The following is a 17,179-nucleotide window of genomic DNA, read 5'->3' on the forward strand; positions in this document are numbered from 1 at the left end:
GCGCCGATCCGGGAGGCCACCGCCATCGCGGACCCCAGCCGGGGGTCGGCGAGGTCGATCGCGCCGTCGTCGATCAGCCAGATGTAGCCGTAGACAACCCCGGCGTACCGCACGGGCAGGCAGATACGGCCGTGCACGACGCCCGCCGAGGCTTCCGGATCGATGCGTACGGGCCCGGTCGCCCTGGTGATGCCGAAACTCTCGAACCAGGCCCGCACCTCGGCGGTCGAGCCCCGCCCCAGGATCGAGCGGGTACGGACGGGGTCGAGGGCCGGCTCGCTGCCCTGGCCGTCGGACTCGTGAGCGCCGAAGGCGATCAGGCCGAAGTCGCGGCCCTCCAGCGTCGCGGGTGTGCCGAGCAGCGCGGAGACCTCGTCGATGAGCTCCTGGTAGTCCTCGCGCATGCGCCCTCCGCCGCCTCCCTCTCACGTGCCGGTTGCCGGTGCTCCGACCACATCATTCTCGTACAGATGTCTGAGATCTGGGACACGGATGCGTGACAGCTGTCGATGGCGGCCCCGCGGCGCGATCCTTAGATTCGGGGTGGCTTCCGACGCCGCGGCGGCCTGGGGCGGGAACATTCCGGAACCAGGCCGGCCGTGGGACGTCCGGAGCGTGAAGAAGACCGCCAGTGGAGGTGCCCGTGCTGGGACCAGTGCTCCTCGCCGCCGCGCGCAGTGACGGCATCCGCCGTCTCGTCTCGTCCGCGCCGGTCACCCGTCCCGTGGTGAACCGCTTCGTCGCGGGGGAACAGCTCGACCCGACCCTCGAGGCCGTACGGCTGCTGACCGACAGCGGTCTCGACGTCACCCTCGACCACCTCGGCGAGGACATCACGGACCGCACGGAGGCCCTGCGCAACCGTGACGCCTACCTCTCGCTGGCCCAGGCGCTGGCGGGGGAGGGCCTCGGCCCGCGCGCGGAGATGTCCGTGAAGCTGTCGGCGTTCGGGCAGGCGCTGCCCGACGGCCACGACATCGCGCTGGCCAACGTCCTGCCGGTCGTCGAAGCCGCAGCGGCGGCCGGGACGACCGTCACCCTGGACATGGAGGACCACACCACCGTCGACTCCACCCTCGCCGTCCTCGCCGAGCTGCGGAAGAACTTCCCGCAGACCGGCGCCGTGCTGCAGTCCTACCTCTTCCGCACCGAGGGCGACTGCCACGCCCTGGCGGGGGAGGGGTCGCGCGTACGGTTGGTGAAGGGGGCGTACAACGAGCCGGCGACGGTCGCTCACCAGAACAAGGCCGATGTGGACCGCGCGTACGTCCGCTGCCTGAAGATCCTTCTGTCGGGCAAGGGCTATCCCATGATCGGTTCGCACGATCCGCGGATGGTCGTCATCGCGCAGGAGCTGGCGCGGCGTCTCGGGCGCAAGCACGACGAGTTCGAGTTCCAGATGCTCTACGGCATCAGGGAGGCCGAGCAGCAGCGGCTGGCCGCCGAGGGCCATCGGATGCGCGTATACGTCCCCTACGGAACGGACTGGTACGGATACTTCATGAGGCGCCTCGCGGAGCGCCCGGCCAACCTCGGCTTCTTCCTCCGCTCGCTCGCCACTCGCGGCTGAACACCCCTGACAGTGAAGGAGAGACGGCAGCCATGGACGCTGTGACCCAGGTCCCCGCCCCGTACAACGAGCCGGTGCACACCTACGCACCCGGCTCTCCGGAGCGCGCCCGCCTCGAGCGCAAGCTCAAGGAGCTCGCCGAGAACCCGGTCGACCTGCCCATGACCATCAACGGACAGAAGCGGATGGGCGGTGGCACACGCGTCGACGTGGTTCAGCCGCACAACCACAAGAAGGTCATCGGCACTTACGCGGAGGCGACGAAGCAGGACGCGCAGGAGGCCGTCGACGCCGCCCTGGCCGCGGCCCCGGCCTGGCGCGCGCTGTCCTTCGACGACCGCGCGGCCATCATCCTCAAGGCCGCCGAGCTGCTGTCGGGCCCGTGGCGCGAGACGATCGCCGCCTCCACCATGCTCGGGCAGTCCAAGACGATCCAGCAGGCGGAGATCGACGCGCCCTGCGAGCTGATCGACTTCTGGCGCTTCAACGTGCACTTCGCGCGTGAGCTTCTGGCCGAGCAGCCGCCCATCCAGCCCAAGGGCGTGTGGAACAGGCTCGACCACCGGCCGCTGGAGGGCTTCGTCTACGCGGTCACGCCCTTCAACTTCACCGCCATCGCGGGGAATCTGCCCACCGCGCCCGCCCTGATGGGCAACGTGGTGGTCTGGAAGCCGTCGCCCACGCAGACCCACTCCGCCGTGCTGCTCATGGAGCTGCTGGAGGAGGCGGGCATGCCCAAGGGCGTCATCAACCTCGTCACCGGCGACGGCAAGGCGGTCTCCGAGGTGGCGCTGCCCCACCCGGACCTGGCCGGCGTGCACTTCACCGGTTCGACCAAGACCTTCCAGTACCTGTGGAAGTCGGTCGGCGAGAACATCACGGGCTACAAGTCCTACCCGCGCATCGTCGGTGAGACGGGCGGCAAGGACTTCATCGTCGCCCACCCGACCGCCGACGCCGCCGTGTTGAAGACGGCGATGGTCCGCGGTGCCTTCGAGTACCAGGGCCAGAAGTGCTCGGCGGCCTCCCGCGCGTACATCCCCCGTTCCCTCTGGGAGGGCGGGCTGAAGGACGAACTCGTCGCGGAGACCGAGGGGTTGGCGATGGGCGACGTCAGCGACCTGTCGAACTTCATCGGCGCGGTCATCGACGAGCGGGCGTTCGCCAAGAACAGCGCGGCGATCGACCACGCCAAGCAGGACCCCAGCTGCGAGATCGTCGTGGGAGGTGAATACGACGACTCCGTGGGCTGGTTCGTGAAGCCGACGGTCATCACCTGCTCGGACCCGGAGAACGAGGTGTTCTCCACCGAGTACTTCGGCCCGATCCTCGCCGTGCACGTCTACGAGGACGGCGACTGGGACACGATGCTGGAGCAGATGGAGTCCGTCGCGGCCTACGCCCTGACCGGCGCGGTCCTCGCGAAGGACCGGGCGGCCCTGGCCGAGGCGAGCGAGAAGCTCCGCTTCGCCGCCGGCAACTTCTATCTGAACGACCGTCCCACCGGCTCCATCGTGGGCCAGCAGCCCTTCGGCGGCGCCCGTGCCTCGGGCACCAACGACAAGGCGGGCTCGAAGTTCAACCTGCTGCGGTGGATGTCCCCGCGCGCCATCAAGGAGACCCAGGTGGCGCCGACGGACTACCGCTACCCGCACATGGGCTGACCTCGGTCCGTACGAATGCACGCGCCGCGGTCCGGCATCCTCCGAGCGGGGAAGCCGGACCGCGGCGTACGTACGTGACGGGGCGTGCAGGGAGGCGAGGCGTGGGCGCGTACGCGCGAGGTGAGCGGGCGGAACGCTTCACCAGCCGTCGCGGTGCATCACTTCCGCTACGGGACGGCGGCGCACAGGGCCGAAGTTGCCCTTCGGCCAGCCGACGGGGATCGCCGCGAAGGTGTTCACGTCCTTCGGGATGCCGAGCACCTGCTTCCACTCCCGCTCCAGCATCAGGTGCCACACGGTGATGGTCGCTCCGAGCCCGAGCCCCCGCGCCGCGAGCAGCAGGTTCTGCACGCCGGGATAGACGCTGGACGTCTCGGCGATGGTGCTGAAGACGCCGTTGCGCATCAGGCGCAGCAGTCCGCCGGTGCCGAGTGATCCGTGCATCGCCCGCAGGCCGTCCAGGTCGCCCTTGGGCTGGACGTAGCGGTAGCAGGGGATGATCAGCGCCGGGGTGTCGGTGAAGTGGTCCCGCTGGTACTCGATGGCAGCGACCATCCGTCCGTACGCGGCCTGGTCCATTTCGGGCGGAGTGGCCTTGCCCGCCGAGCCGAGATACGCGTCAACGCAGCGTCGCCACAGGGGTTCGAGCCGCGATATGACCTTCCGGTCGGTCACGACGACGTAGTGGAACTGCTGGAGGTTCGATCCGCTCGGGGCCCACACCGCCGCCTGTACGAGCTGTTCCAGCAACTCGTCGGGGACCGGGTCGGGCTTGAGCCGCCGCATCGCCCGCATCGTCGACATCGTCTCGAAGAGCTGCGGATTCTTCTGCTGATCATTCGCCATGGCCGCGGAGTGTAGGCCCCCGCTTCCCGCGAGGGCACCGCTGCTGTGCTGCGGGAAGAGCGTCAACTCCCTGCTAGCGTCCGGCGCATGGCGATCCGTGCCGTCCTGTGGGACGTCGACGACACCCTCTTCGACTACACCGGCTCCGACCGTACGGGCGCGCTGCGGCACATCGAGGCGGAGCGGCTGCTCCCGCGCTACGCCTCGGCCGAGGCAGCCCTCGCATCCTGGCGCGCGGTGATGGAGGAGCAGTTCGCGCGCTTCCTCGCCGGGGAGCTCGGTTTCCTGGAGCACCGCAGGGAGAGGGTGCGGGGGTTCCTCGGCGCACACCTCCCGGACGACGAGGCGGACGCCTGGTTCGGCCGCTACGTCGCGTTCTACGAGCAGGCCTGGGCCCTCTTCCCGGACGCCGTCCCCACTCTGGACGCGCTCACCCCCGGCTTCCGCCAGGGGGCGCTGTCGAACTCCTCCACCGCCAACCAGGAGCGGAAACTGCGCCGGCTCGGCATCCGCGACCGTCTCGAAGTGCTCCTCTGCGCGGACGAACTGGGCCATGCGAAGCCCGCCCCCGAGGCGTTCCGGGCCGGCTGCGCGGCGCTGGGCCTGCCTCCCGGCGAGGTCGCGTACGTGGGGGACCGCTACGACATCGACGCCTGCGCCGCCGACGAGGCAGGCCTGCACGGTGTGTGGCTCGACCGCTCGGGTAAGGGCGGCGGCAGCGCCTACGCCCGGCGGATCACCGGCCTGGGGGAACTGCCCGGGCTGCTCGCAGGCCTCGCCTGAGCGGATTGCGCTGTCACAGGGCTCCCGGGGCGACCGAGGCGGGCGAACCGACCGGTGAGGCGTGCCCGATGCGTTGCCGGATCGCTGTCCCGGGCCTCCGGGCCGTCCGAGCATGCAGCCGATGCGTACGGATCCGGACTCGTAGCCCTCGCAGTGGCCTGAATACAGTGGCGTTCGTCTCAGATAGTAGGAAGGCCAACTAATTGGCGAGACATCACGGCTCTCGCGTCCTACCTTTGTATGGAGCCGAACGTCTCGCTCATGAAGCGAACGGCGGATGAGGCACGGTGCACACACGCAGGTGACCCCTGCAGCGCCGGTCGCCCCCGCCCTTTCCGGCGTCTTTGACCCCCACCCTTCTTGAAGCCCTTGTGTGCAGAAGGAGTTGCTGATCATGGATCAGACCACACGCCGCCGTGTCCGTCACGCCGCCCGTACCAACCGTGACGCCGACCGCAAGAACGCCGCAGCCGCCCTCCAGCGCGCCCTCGACCGCCGCGACAACGGTGGAGCCACCGGCCACTGAGCCCGGCGGCGGTGGTTCAGCGGGAGCGGCAGCCCCGCCGGGCGCACAGTTCGCCGAACGGACGAGCGCGGCGGGCGGAGCACGAAGCCGAAGCCGGCTGTGAGCCGCACGGCGCAGCTCCGCGACGCCTCCGAGATGCGAGGCATTCCGCCGGGCGCATGCTCCGCGTCCGTGATGTGGACTGGTCGTGTCATCCCCTGGGACGGAAGGTATGGTCGCTGCCATGTCTCGCACCATCAGCCTCGCAGTGATCCCCGGTGACGGAATCGGCCAGGAAGTCGTGGCACAGGGCCTCAAGGTCCTCACGTCCGTGCTTCCCCAGGACGTAAAGCTGGAGACCAGGCAGTACGACCTGGGTGCCAAGCGCTGGCACGCCACGGGCGAGACACTCACCGAGGCGGAGCTGGAGCAGCTCAAGCAGCACGACGCGATCCTTCTCGGAGCCATCGGCGACCCGAGCGTCCCCTCCGGGGTGCTGGAGCGCGGGCTGCTGCTCAAACTGCGGTTCGCCTTCGACCACTTCGTCAACCTCCGCCCCTCCAAGCTGTTCCCGAACACGGAGACGCCGCTGGCGGGCCGTCCGGACATCGACTTCGTCGTCGTCCGTGAGGGCACGGAGGGCCCGTACGTCGGCAACGGCGGAAGCATCCGCACCGGCACCCCCGCCGAGGTCGCCAACGAGGTCAGCGTGAACACCGCCTACGGCGTCGAGCGGGTCGTGCGTGACGCCTTCGAGCGTGCGAAGGCGCGTCCCCGCAAGAAGCTGACGCTGGTGCACAAGAACAACGTCCTGGTGCACGCCGGTCACCTGTGGAAGAACACCTTCGACAGGGTCGGCGAGGAGTACCCGGACGTCACCACCGACTACCTGCACGTGGATGCCGCGACGATCTTCCTCGTCAACGACCCCGCGCGCTTCGACGTGATCGTCACCGACAACCTCTTCGGCGACATCATCACCGACCTCGCCGCCGCCGTCAGCGGTGGCATCGGCCTCGCCGCCTCCGGGAACATCAACCCGACCGGCGAGTTCCCGTCCATGTTCGAGCCGGTCCACGGCTCCGCGCCCGACATCGCGGGCACCGGCAAGGCCGACCCCACCGCGACCGTCCTCTCCGTTGCGCTGCTGCTGCGGCACCTCGGCCTGGAGTCGGAGGCCTCCCGCATCGAGGAAGCCGTCACGGCCGACCTCGCCGAGCGCTCCGCCGCCCGTACGACGGGTGAGATCGGCGACGCCCTGGCGGTACGAGTAGCCGGCTGACCCGCCCGGTACGTCCGAGGCCGGGGACCGAAGGTGCCCGGCCGCTGGGCTATGCGGGGGTCGGGGTGCCACCATCCATTCATGGGCCGCACACCCGGACTCTCTCCCGCAGGCCTCCTCGCGTGATAATCGAACGAGGGGGCCGGCACATCAGGGAAAGCTCGGACGTCCTAGCACCAAGGCGGAGGGCGAACGGGAGCGCGGTCCGCCACGACACACAGCGAAGGACGCGCCCACCATGACGACGCCTCGAATCGACTTCGACCTCAAGCCCTCCTCGCAGCCGCTGTCCGATGCGGAGCGCGAGGCGGTGCTGTCCAACCCGGGATTCGGCCGCCATTTCACGGACCACATGGTCACCGTCAAGTGGACCGAGGGCCGCGGGTGGCACGACGCCCAGCTCCAGCCGTACGCCTCCCTGCAGCTGGACCCGGCCAACATGACGCTGCACTACGCACAGTCGATCTTCGAAGGACTGAAGGCGTACCGGCAGCCCGACGGGTCGGTCTCCGCCTTCCGGCCCGACGCCAACGCCCGCCGCTTCCAGCGCAGCGCGCGGCGTCTGGCCATGCCGGAGCTGCCGGTGGAGACCTTCATCGAGGCGTGCGAGCTGCTCGTGCGGCAGGACAAGGACTGGGTGCCGGGGACCGGTGAGGAATCGCTGTACCTGAGGCCGTTCATGTTCGCCACGGAGGTCGGGCTCGGCGTCCGGCCCGCCAACGAATACCTCTTCATGGTGATCGCCTCGCCTGCCGGCTCGTACTTCCCCGGCGGCGTCCGCCCCGTCTCGGTGTGGCTCTCCGAGGAGTACGTGCGCGCGGCACCCGGCGGCACGGGTGAGGCGAAGTGCGCGGGAAACTACGCCGCCTCGCTCGTCGCGCAGGCCGAGGCCGCCCAGCAGGGCTGCGACCAGGTCGTGTGGCTCGACGCGATCGAGCGCCGCTTCATCGAGGAGATGGGCGGCATGAACCTCTACTTCGTCCACGGCAGCGGGCGCGACGCGAAGATCGTCACGCCGGCGCTGACCGGCACGCTGCTGCCCGGCATCACCCGTGACTCGCTGCTCACGCTCGCCGCCGACCTCGGATACGGCACGGAGGAGTCCAGGCTCACCGTCGACGAGTGGCGGGAGGGCAACGCCGACGGCTCCATCACGGAGGTCTTCGCCTGCGGCACCGCGGCGGTGATCACACCGGTCGGCGAGGCGAAGTCCGCGAGCGGCGCCTGGAAGGTCGCCGACGGTCAGCCCGGGGAGATCACCACGCAGCTGCGTGAAGCGCTACTGGCCCTGCAGACCGGGCGTGCCGAGGACCGGCACGGCTGGATGCGTCCGCTGGCCTGATGGTCCTTTTACGCCGGCGGGTACCGGCGGAGAACTGGCAGGAGGACACGGGCGGATCCGGCAGCGTACGGGGCGCCCGGCCTCCGGCTTTCCGCATGGTGAGACGCCTTACGGACTCGGGGGCGGTCTGTGTCAGACTCGCCGCGTGTCCTCGTTCGCCATGATTATCGGCAGCAGGCGCGCCGGTCCTCAGTGACCGACTGCCGCAGGCAGACCCTGTGCGGCAGCGGCCACCGTGTCCCAGACCCGCGCGCAGACCTCTCGCACCCGCGAGGGGTTTTTTTGATTTTGTCGTCCTGGCCCACCCACAGCCGGGACGAAGGGCGCGAGGGGCCATCAGGAACACTGGGAGACAAGCGGACCCAGGCATTTCGGATCGCTTCATCCAACAGGAGCCACACGAGCCATGACCACGGACGCCACGGAAGCCCCGGACGACAACTTCCACATCTTCGACACCACGCTGCGCGACGGCGCACAGCGTGAGGGCATCAACCTCACCGTCGCGGACAAGCTGACCATCGCCCGTCACCTCGACGAGTTCGGCGTCGGCTTCATCGAGGGCGGCTGGCCCGGTGCCAACCCCCGCGACACCGAGTTCTTCAACCGCGCCCGTACGGAGATCGACTTCCGGCACGCCCAGCTCGTGGCCTTCGGCGCCACCCGCAAGGCAGGCGTACGGGCCGCCGACGATCCGCAGGTCAAGGCGCTGGTGGAGTCCGGTGCGCCCGTGGTGACGATCGTCGCCAAGTCCCACGACCGGCACGTCGAGCTGGCCCTGCGCACCACGCTCGAAGAGAACCTCGAGATGGTCCGGGACACGGTGTCGTACCTGCGCGAGCAGGGGCGCCGCGTCTTCGTCGACTGCGAGCACTTCTTCGACGGCTACCAGGCCGACGCCCGGTACGCGAAGCAGGTCGTCACAGCGGCCCACGAGGCGGGCGCGGACGTCGTCGTGCTCTGCGACACCAACGGCGGGATGCTCCCCGCGCAGATCCACGCCGTCGTACGCACGGTTCTCGCGGACACCGGGGCACGTCTGGGAATCCACGCCCAGGACGACACCGGCTGCGCCGTCGCCAACACCCTGGCCGCCGTCGACGCCGGCGCCACACACGTGCAGTGCACCGCCAACGGCTACGGCGAGCGCGTCGGCAACGCCAACCTCTTCCCCGTCACGGCCGCTCTCCAGCTCAAGTACGGCAAGCAGGTGCTGCCCGCAGGCGCGCTGCAGGAGATGACGCGCATCTCGCACGCCATCGCCGAGGTGGTCAACCTCGCCCCCTCGACGCACCAGCCCTACGTCGGCACCTCGGCCTTCGCCCACAAGGCAGGGCTGCACGCCTCCGCGATCAAGGTCGACCCGGACCTGTACCAGCACATCGACCCCGAGCTGGTCGGCAACACCATGCGCATGCTCGTCTCCGACATGGCGGGGCGCGCGTCGGTGGAGCTGAAGGGCAAGGAGCTCGGCTACGACCTGGAAGGGGACCGCGACCTGGTCGGACGCATCGTGGACCGGGTCAAGGCGCAGGAGCTGAAGGGGTACACGTACGAGGCGGCCGACGCCTCGTTCGAACTGCTCCTCCGCGACGAGGTGCACGGCCGTGCCCGGCGCTTCTTCCGGCTGGAGTCCTGGCGGACCATCGTCGAGCAGCGCCCCGACGGCGACCAGGCCAACGAGGCCACGGTGAAGCTGTGGGCCAAGGGCGAGCGCATCATCGCCACCGGCGAGGGCAACGGCCCGGTCAACGCCCTGGACCGCGCGCTCCGCGGCGGCCTTGAGCGCCTGCACCCGCAGCTGGCCTCCCTCTCGCTGACCGACTACAAGGTCCGCATCCTCGAGGGCGGTCACGGCTCCGACTCCACGACCCGGGTGCTGGTCACCATGAGCGACGGCGCGGCGGAGTGGTCGACGGTCGGAGTCGCCGGCAACATCATCGCGGCGTCCTGGCAGGCCCTGGACGACGGCTACACCTACGGGCTGCTGCGGGCCGGAGTGGAACCGCACGAGTAATCCGGCGGGGAGCCGCGCGGACACAGGGGGCACGCCCCCGCCCTCCGGCGCCTCAGCCCTCCAGCCGTACCGGCAGGATCTGCTTGCTGTTCCCCACGAAGCTGGGAAGCGGGAGCAACTCCTCGTCGGGGACGGCGAGATCGAGGTCCGGGTAGCGGGCGAAGAGGGCGCCGAGCGCCACGGTCGCCTCCATCCTGGCCAGCGGTGCGCCGAGGCAGAAGTGCGCACCGTGGCCGAAGGAGAGATGGCGGCCCTGCTCCCGTGTGATGTCGAAGCGCCCGGCGTCGGGCCCGTACGCACGGGGGTCGCGCCCGGCGGCGGTGTAGCCGGCGAGCACAGGGGTCCCCGCCCGGATGACGGTCTCGCCGACCGTGATGTCCGTCGTCGGGTAGCGGAACGGGAAGAAGCTGACGGGGCTGTCGTAGCGCAGCGTCTCCTCCACGACATCGGCCCACGAGGCCGATCCCGAGCGGAGCAGCTTTAGTTGGGATCGGTGCGCGCACAGGGCGCGCACCGCGTTGGCGATCAGGTTCAGCGTCGTCTCGTGGCCGGCGATGATCATCAGCAGCAGGGTGTCGACGAGTTCGCGCTCGCTGAGCCTGTCGCCGTCCTCCTCGCGGGCGGCGATGAGGGCGCTGGTGAGGTCGTCGCCGGGGTCGGCCCGTCGCGTGCTGACGACGAGCGCGAGGATCTCGGCGGTCTCCAGGCCGGCGGCGATCATCTGCTCCGGTGCGGCGCTCGTACTGACCAGGACGCCGGACAGGTGGTGGAGCCGCTCACGCAACCCCGGTTCGACGCCCAGGAGTTCGCAGATCACGCTCATCGGCAGCGGGTAGGCGAAGTGGCGCCGCAGATCGACGGTGCCGTCCTCTTCGACGGCGTCCGGCAGGGCCGCCAGCAGCTCGGCGGTCAGCTTCTCCACGCGGGGGCGCAGGCTCTCCACCCGGCGCGCGGTGAACGCCCTGGTGACCAGGCCGCGCAGCCTGCGGTGGTCGGCTCCGTCGGCGGTGCTCATGCCCGAGACGGTCGCGAAGACGGCCAGCGGCCAGCCCTCCGGAAGACGGCCCTCGCGCAGGGCGGCGAAGTGGCAGGCGTTCTTGGAGACCTTCGGGTCCGTCAGGAAGTCCTTCAGCTCGGCGTGACCGGTCACGGCCACCGCCTCGACGTCTCCCGGGAGCAGCACCTGGGAGGCCGGGCCGTGCTCGCGCAGGAGGTCGTTGACGGCGTGCTGGCCGGCCCCGCTGGGGTCCAGTCGATGCGGTGCCTCGGGTGCGTCGGACATCAGGCGCTCCTGAACGAGTCGAAGGCGGTCGCTTCCGTGCGCCCGCATCCCTCGAAGAATCCGCTCCGCGGCCTCCGCCCGCAAGTGGGCCGAGAGCCGATGCGGAAGCCGTGACGGCGGCAGGGTCCGTTGCGGCGCGGGTCCTGGCTGCGGAACCTCCAACTCCCAAGAGGTCTATGCCACTTCGAGAAAGGTACCGCCGTGCCGCCCATGCCGATCTGGCCCGGGCGCACGTTTCCGGCCGCCTCCGCCGCGACAGCCGTCGCCGCCCTCGCTCTCGCGGTATCCGCTGAGGCCACCGCCGCCCCAGCGGTCCGACGTGCCCCCGCTGCCGCCGACTTCCCCGCTCTGCGCAGGCGCTCGCTGAAGGCCGACGCCAACTCCGTGGCGCAGCAGGCGATCACGATCGACCGCCTCGGGCTGAGCGTTGCCGACTTCTGGGTCGCGGGCACCGCCGGAGACCTCACGGCGGGAGCACCGTGCGGCGTTCTCGTACGCCGCAGAGGCGAGATGGCACAAGTGAGTGCCGGAACCTACAACGACCGGCGAGGCGTTCGAGGTGACCTGGAACAAGCGCGTACAAAAGGTGCTCTCCGCCGACGACGGCACCGAGGTTCTGGGTGCGTCCCGAGAGTCCGGGGCAGGGGCACGGGCTGCGGCTGCGGGTGACTCCCGGGCGGGCGGCACCACTTTGAGCTGCAAGGTTCTGCTGTACTGAGCCGAGACTGAAGAGAATGAACAATCGGGTGATGTTGCTTGACGAGCCACTGACAAGCGACTGACGGGGGCCTGTGGGAACCCCACAGCCCCCCGCGCGCCGAGTGAGAGACATCGCTGCCTGACCGCCCCGTGTGCGCGCCTTTCTGTCCAGCGCGACCATGAATCACGCCCGGACACTGTCTGAATCTGACGAGGATGAATGGGCCCGCAGTTTCGTAGGGTCTATACATGACCGATCAGCCGCAGACGTCGCAGCAGGCCGCGGAGACCGTGGCCGGGCCCGACTCCGCCGAACCGCGGGCGCAGGACGCCCGTGGACGCGTCGCAGAACTCCACGCCCTGAGGGAGCTCGCGCTGCAGGGGCCGAGTGAGCGGGCGACCGAGGCGCAGCACGCGAAGGGGAAACTGACAGTCCGGGAGCGGATCGAACTCCTCCTGGACGAGGGGACGTTCCGCGAGGTCGAGCCGCTCCGGCGGCACCGCGCCACGGGGTTCGGGCTGGAGGAGAAGAAGCCCTACACCGACGGTGTGGTCACCGGCTGGGGCCTCGTGCACGGGCGGACCGTGTTCGTCTACGCGCACGACTTCCGCATCTTCGGCGGTGCGTTGGGCGAGGCGCACGCCACCAAGATCCACAAGATCATGGACATGGCCATTGCCGCCGGCGCGCCGCTGATCTCGCTGAACGACGGCGCGGGGGCCCGTATCCAGGAGGGCGTCTCGGCGCTCGCCGGCTACGGCGGGATCTTCCAGCGCAACACCCGCGCGTCCGGAGTGATCCCGCAGATCTCGGTGATGCTCGGCCCGTGCGCGGGCGGTGCGGCCTACTCCCCGGCCCTGACGGACTTCGTGTTCATGGTCCGCGACACCTCGCAGATGTTCATCACGGGCCCTGACGTGGTGCAGGCCGTGACCGGCGCGCAGGTCTCGCAGAACGGTCTGGGCGGTGCGGACGTGCACGCCGGCACCTCGGGTGTCGCCCACTTCGCCTACGACGACGAGACGTCGTGCCTCGAAGAGGTCCGCTACCTGCTCTCGATGCTCCCCAGCAACAACCGGGAGAACCCGCCGGCCGAGGAGAGCAGCGACCCGGTCGACCGGCGCGGCGAGGCCCTGCTGGACCTGGTCCCGGCCGACGGCAACCGCCCGTACGACATGCGCAAGGTGATCGAGGAGCTCGTCGACGACGGCGATCTGCTCGAGATCCACGAGCGCTGGGCGACCAACCTGATCGTGTGCCTGGCCCGGATGGACGGCCAGGTCGTCGGCGTCATCGCCAACCAGCCGCAGTCCCTCGCGGGGGTGCTGGACATCGAGGCGTCCGAGAAGGGCGCCCGCTTCGTGCAGATGTGCGACGCGTTCAACATCCCGATCCTGACGCTGCTGGACGTGCCGGGCTTCCTGCCCGGCGTGGACCAGGAGCACGGCGGGATCATCCGCCACGGAGCCAAGCTGCTGTACGCGTACTGCAATGCGACGGTTCCGCGGATCTCGGTGGTACTGCGCAAGGCGTACGGCGGCGCGTACATCGTCATGGACTCCCAGTCCATCGGTGCCGACCTGACCTACGCCTGGCCGACGAACGAGATCGCGGTCATGGGTGCGGAGGGCGCGGCGAACGTGATCTTCCGCCGGGAGATCAACGGCGCCGACGATCCGGAGGCGATGCGTGCCCGGATGGTCAAGGAGTACAAGGCCGAGCTGATGCACCCCTACTACGCCGCCGAACGCGGCCTGGTGGACGACGTGATCGACCCCGTGGAGACGCGGGAGGTCCTCATCCGCTCCCTGCAGATGCTCCGCAGCAAGCACGCAGATCTGCCCTCCCGCAAGCACGGCAACCCTCCTCAGTAAGCAGCGAAGGACAAAGAGACTCCGATGAAGACCACCGAACACACAGAGACCGCCGGCGCCGTCGACAACCGTCTTGTCAGGGTCGAGAAGGGCCAGGCCAACGAAGAGGAACTGGCCGCCGTCACCGCCCTGTTGCTCGCCCGTGCCGCCGCGTCCGCGCGGCACGCGCAGATCCCCGCCGCCCGGAACGCCGGCAGCGGCAAGGCCGGATGGCGCCGTCTGGAGCGTGCACGCGGCTTCCGCGCGCCGCACAGCTGGCAGGGCTGAAATCCCTTCTGCGAAGGGGCGTTCGGCCGCCTGACGCCCGTCGGCGGCCGCGGCCACGGAGCCGCTGAACGACCACGGAGAAGGCCCCCCGGAGAGTTCACGGGGGGCCTTCTCTTCGTGCGTGCGCTGTGGTGCTCAGCCGACCGGGGCGTCCTCCAGCATCGTGCGCTGCGGGTTCGCGGTCTGAGGGGGGAATCCGTCGAAGCTCTCGGCCTCCAGGGCGAGGGCTTCCGTGGTCAACTCCCGCGTCAGCTCGTCCGCGTCCTCGAGGTGAGCCAGTGTGATGCGCCGCGGGTTGGCTGTGTTGCGCATGATAAGGGTGGTCTTCACGCTCGACCGTACCTCTCGATTTCCATTGACTTGACAATTCGAAGCACTCTGTAAAGAGCCTAGGCCGCGATTTCGTTCCCGTACGTGACACAGGCAACGCAGAGCGTGTGAGTTTCCTCACCGGAGCATGGGCAAAAAGGGCCAAACGGACACCAGTTGGGAATCGTCGAAGCGGACATCGGGGCCAGAAGCGGAGTTACGCCCCCGCCCCGCGATGTGCGTGAGGCGCGAGAGACCGGTGATCACTCGCGGAAAAGTCCGGAATCGCAGTAAGTGCTCTGCACATCACGTGACGGAGCATCGGCGCAGCGTCACATACGGACCCGGGTTCTCCACAGGCCTTGTTGGAGATCCGGCACTGTGCTGGAATTCCACGGACCGCCGCGGGAAACAACCGGCGCGCAGGGGCGCAGTGCAGCGCTGCGCGGCGGTGAGGGGACGCGCGCCGGTCACTGACGACCGCCAGGGGGGCCTTGGGACCCCCACGACTCGATACCGTCCCGCCGTCCCAAGCGGAGGGGCGCCTGGTCCAGAGGTTGCGACGCTAGTGCAGGGACGTTTCAAGAGGGATGGCAGCGCTGCGGGTGAACCGGAGCCGCGCGGAACGACCGACCGCGGCTCCTTGCCGCAGCGCGCCCAGCAGAGCGGCCCCACGGCCGCCGTGCACGACGAGGACGGCGCGGCGACGAACCGTCCGGGCAGCAGTACGAGCAGCGACGGAGGCGCCTCCGAGCGACTCCGGCCGCCGCCGGGGCCGGGATCGCGAGTTGCCCTGCGCAACTGGCGGATCAGCACCCGCCTGGTCTCGCTCCTCGCGCTGCCCGTCGTCGCCGCAACGACCCTGGGTGCCCTGAGAATCCAGGACTCCCTCGGCAACGTCGACCAGCTCGAGGACATGAAGCTCCTCACGGAGATGACGGAGCAGGCGACCGAGCTTGCGTCCGCCCTCCAGGAGGAACGCGACCGCTCGGCAGGCCCGTTGGTCAGCACCGGGGACGCGAAGGACGACACGGTCGTCGGCCCCCGTGAGAAGACGGACCAGTCCTTCCAGGCGTTCAAGGAAGCGACTGCCGAGATCGACGGCAGCGACAAGGTGATGGCGGGCGTCCAGTCCACCGTTTTGGACATCACCCGTCAGCTGGGCGCGATCAACGAGGTCCGCAAGCGCGCGTACGACAACCCCGCTTCCGTCTCGCAGACGGTCAACAGCTACAACCAGCTGATCGAGTCGTTGCTCTCCCTGTCGCAGGACATGGCGCAGGCGACCAACAACTCCGAGATGATCCAGAGCACCCGCGCCCTGGCGTCGTTCTCCACCGCCAAGGAGTACGCGTCGATCCAGCGCGCGATCATCTCCGCCGGCCTCGCCCGCAAGGGCGGCCCCGAACTCTCCGAGAGCGACCGGCTCTACGGCAAGGCCGCCAGCGACACCGAAGGTGCCTCCCTGGGCAGCTTCAGCCAGATCTACGGTGTGGAGGGCGCCGCCGAGCTGACCAAGCCGCTCGACGGCGGCGTCGTCAACATCACGCTGGCGGACAAGTACCGCGACCGCGTGCTGAACAACGAGGACGGCATCACGAGCGAGAACCGCTCGTATCCCGACTGGTACGACCAGGACCGCTCCAAGATCGACGAGATGGCCAAGATCGAGTCGACCCTGCTCTCCCAAATGGAGCAGCAGGCACGGGAGTTGCGCTCCGACGCGCAGCGGGACGCCTTCATCAACGGCGCCGTGATCCTCCTCGTGCTGGGCATCTCGCTCGTCGGTGCCTTCGTGGTCGCCCGCTCCATGGTCCGCTCGCTGCGCAGGCTCCAGGACACCGCTCAGGACGTCGCCCGCAAGCGGCTGCCCGAGCTGGTCCGCCAGATGTCCGAGGCCGAGCCGCAGGACGTGGACACCTCGGTCGAGTCCGTCGGCGTCCACAGCCGCGACGAAATCGGCCGTGTGGCCTCCGCGTTCGACGACGTCCACCGCGAAGCCGTCCGGCTCGCCGGCGAGCAGGCCCTGCTCCGGGGCAACGTCAACGCGATGTTCACCAACCTCTCGCGGCGCAGCCAGGGCCTCATCCAGCGTCAGCTCTCGCTCATCTCCGAGCTGGAGTCCCGCGAGGCCGACCCGGACCAGCTCTCCTCGCTCTTCAAGCTGGACCACCTCGCGACCCGCATGCGCCGTAACGGCGAGAACCTCCTCGTCCTCGCGGGCGAGGAGCCGGGCCGTCGCTGGACCAGGCCCGTCCCGCTCGTCGACGTGCTGCGCGCCGCGGCCTCCGAGGTGGAGCAGTACGAGCGCATCGAGCTCAACTCCGTGCCGGCCACCGAGGTCGCGGGCCGCGTCGTCAACGACCTCGTCCACCTGCTCGCCGAGCTGCTGGAGAACGCGACCTCCTTCTCCTCGCCGCAGACCAAGGTCAAGGTCACCGGTCACGCGCTGCCCGACGGCCGTGTCCTGGTGGAGATCCACGACACCGGCATCGGCCTCTCCCCGGAGGACCTCTCCTCGATCAACGAGCGGCTGGCCAGCCCGCCGACCGTCGACGTCTCTGTCTCCCGCCGCATGGGTCTGTTCGTGGTCGGCCGCCTCTCCCTGCGGCACGGCATCCGCATCCAGCTGCGCCCGTCCGACTCCGGTGGCACGACCGCCCTGGTCATGCTGCCCGTCGACGTGGCACAGGGCGGCGCACAGGCTCCGCAGCCCGGCAAGGCCAAGCCCCCGGTCG

At 69.6% G+C, this 17,179-nt stretch carries 14 protein-coding genes and 2 pseudogenes; 12 read left to right on the forward strand and 4 right to left on the reverse strand.

Going from position 1 to position 17,179, the window contains the following annotated elements:
* Window positions 1-404 (reverse strand): annotated as a pseudogene (locus H5J26_RS18345) (PucR family transcriptional regulator); the annotation flags it as partial.
* A gap of 239 nt (window positions 405-643) precedes the next feature.
* Here H5J26_RS18345 and H5J26_RS18350 point away from each other — a divergent pair.
* A complete protein-coding gene (locus tag H5J26_RS18350; protein WP_181766974.1) occupies window positions 644-1,570 on the forward strand; it encodes a proline dehydrogenase family protein in 927 nt (308 codons plus the stop codon).
* Between the two features lie 32 nt (window positions 1,571-1,602).
* Window positions 1,603-3,234: an L-glutamate gamma-semialdehyde dehydrogenase gene (pruA, locus tag H5J26_RS18355; protein WP_181766975.1), complete on the forward strand. Its 1,632-nt coding sequence runs from the start codon at window positions 1,603-1,605 to the stop codon at window positions 3,232-3,234.
* Window positions 3,235-3,372: 138 nt separating this feature from the next.
* Here pruA and H5J26_RS18360 read toward each other — a convergent pair whose 3' ends face one another.
* Window positions 3,373-4,080: a nitroreductase family protein gene (locus tag H5J26_RS18360; protein ID WP_181766976.1), complete on the reverse strand. Its 708-nt coding sequence runs from the start codon at window positions 4,078-4,080 to the stop codon at window positions 3,373-3,375.
* An 87-nt stretch (window positions 4,081-4,167) separates the two neighbouring features.
* Here H5J26_RS18360 and H5J26_RS18365 point away from each other — a divergent pair, with 87 nt between their 5' ends.
* From H5J26_RS18365 to cimA, 5 genes are all read left to right on the forward strand, one after another.
* On the forward strand, window positions 4,168-4,863 hold the full coding sequence (locus H5J26_RS18365) for an HAD family hydrolase (protein ID WP_181766977.1): 696 nt from the start codon (window positions 4,168-4,170) through the stop codon (window positions 4,861-4,863).
* 394 nt (window positions 4,864-5,257) lie between these two features.
* Window positions 5,258-5,389 carry a hypothetical protein gene (locus tag H5J26_RS32005; RefSeq protein WP_268933101.1) on the forward strand — a complete coding sequence of 44 codons (132 nt, stop codon included), beginning with the start codon at window positions 5,258-5,260 and terminating at the stop codon, window positions 5,387-5,389.
* A gap of 223 nt (window positions 5,390-5,612) precedes the next feature.
* Window positions 5,613-6,650, forward strand: coding sequence for a 3-isopropylmalate dehydrogenase (locus tag H5J26_RS18370; protein ID WP_181766978.1), 1,038 nt, complete (start codon window positions 5,613-5,615; stop codon window positions 6,648-6,650).
* A 238-nt stretch (window positions 6,651-6,888) separates the two neighbouring features.
* Complete coding sequence (locus H5J26_RS18375; RefSeq protein WP_181766979.1) at window positions 6,889-7,992, forward strand: branched-chain amino acid aminotransferase; 1,104 nt, start codon at window positions 6,889-6,891, stop codon at window positions 7,990-7,992.
* Window positions 7,993-8,398: 406 nt separating this feature from the next.
* Window positions 8,399-10,009, forward strand: coding sequence for a citramalate synthase (gene cimA / locus H5J26_RS18380; protein ID WP_181766980.1), 1,611 nt, complete (start codon window positions 8,399-8,401; stop codon window positions 10,007-10,009).
* A gap of 52 nt (window positions 10,010-10,061) precedes the next feature.
* Here cimA and H5J26_RS18385 read toward each other — a convergent pair whose 3' ends face one another.
* Window positions 10,062-11,291, reverse strand: a complete 1,230-nt coding sequence (locus tag H5J26_RS18385; RefSeq protein WP_181766981.1) for a cytochrome P450 family protein — start codon at window positions 11,289-11,291, stop codon at window positions 10,062-10,064.
* Between the two features lie 210 nt (window positions 11,292-11,501).
* Between H5J26_RS18385 and H5J26_RS32445 the strand changes: the two are divergent.
* The 4 genes and pseudogenes from H5J26_RS32445 to H5J26_RS18400 all read left to right on the forward strand — a co-directional run.
* Window positions 11,502-11,756 (forward strand): annotated as a pseudogene (locus H5J26_RS32445) (hypothetical protein); the annotation flags it as partial.
* 58 nt (window positions 11,757-11,814) lie between these two features.
* On the forward strand, window positions 11,815-12,009 hold the full coding sequence (locus H5J26_RS18390; RefSeq protein ID WP_181766982.1) for a hypothetical protein: 195 nt from the start codon (window positions 11,815-11,817) through the stop codon (window positions 12,007-12,009).
* A gap of 230 nt (window positions 12,010-12,239) precedes the next feature.
* A complete protein-coding gene (locus H5J26_RS18395) occupies window positions 12,240-13,865 on the forward strand; it encodes an acyl-CoA carboxylase subunit beta (RefSeq protein WP_181766983.1) in 1,626 nt (541 codons plus the stop codon).
* A 24-nt stretch (window positions 13,866-13,889) separates the two neighbouring features.
* The gene (locus H5J26_RS18400) at window positions 13,890-14,132 is read left to right on the forward strand and encodes an acyl-CoA carboxylase epsilon subunit (RefSeq protein ID WP_181766984.1); all 243 of its coding nucleotides are present in this window, start codon (window positions 13,890-13,892) and stop codon (window positions 14,130-14,132) included.
* A gap of 135 nt (window positions 14,133-14,267) precedes the next feature.
* Here H5J26_RS18400 and H5J26_RS18405 read toward each other — a convergent pair whose 3' ends face one another.
* Window positions 14,268-14,462: a hypothetical protein gene (locus H5J26_RS18405; RefSeq protein WP_181766985.1), complete on the reverse strand. Its 195-nt coding sequence runs from the start codon at window positions 14,460-14,462 to the stop codon at window positions 14,268-14,270.
* 547 nt (window positions 14,463-15,009) lie between these two features.
* Between H5J26_RS18405 and H5J26_RS18410 the strand changes: the two genes are divergently transcribed.
* The coding region (locus tag H5J26_RS18410) for a nitrate- and nitrite sensing domain-containing protein (RefSeq protein WP_181766986.1) at window positions 15,010-17,179 on the forward strand (2,170 nt) is incomplete at its 3' end.

Source organism: Streptomyces albidus (ex Kaewkla and Franco 2022), assembly GCF_013870515.1.
GTDB lineage: Bacteria > Actinomycetota > Actinomycetes > Streptomycetales > Streptomycetaceae > Streptomyces > Streptomyces albidus.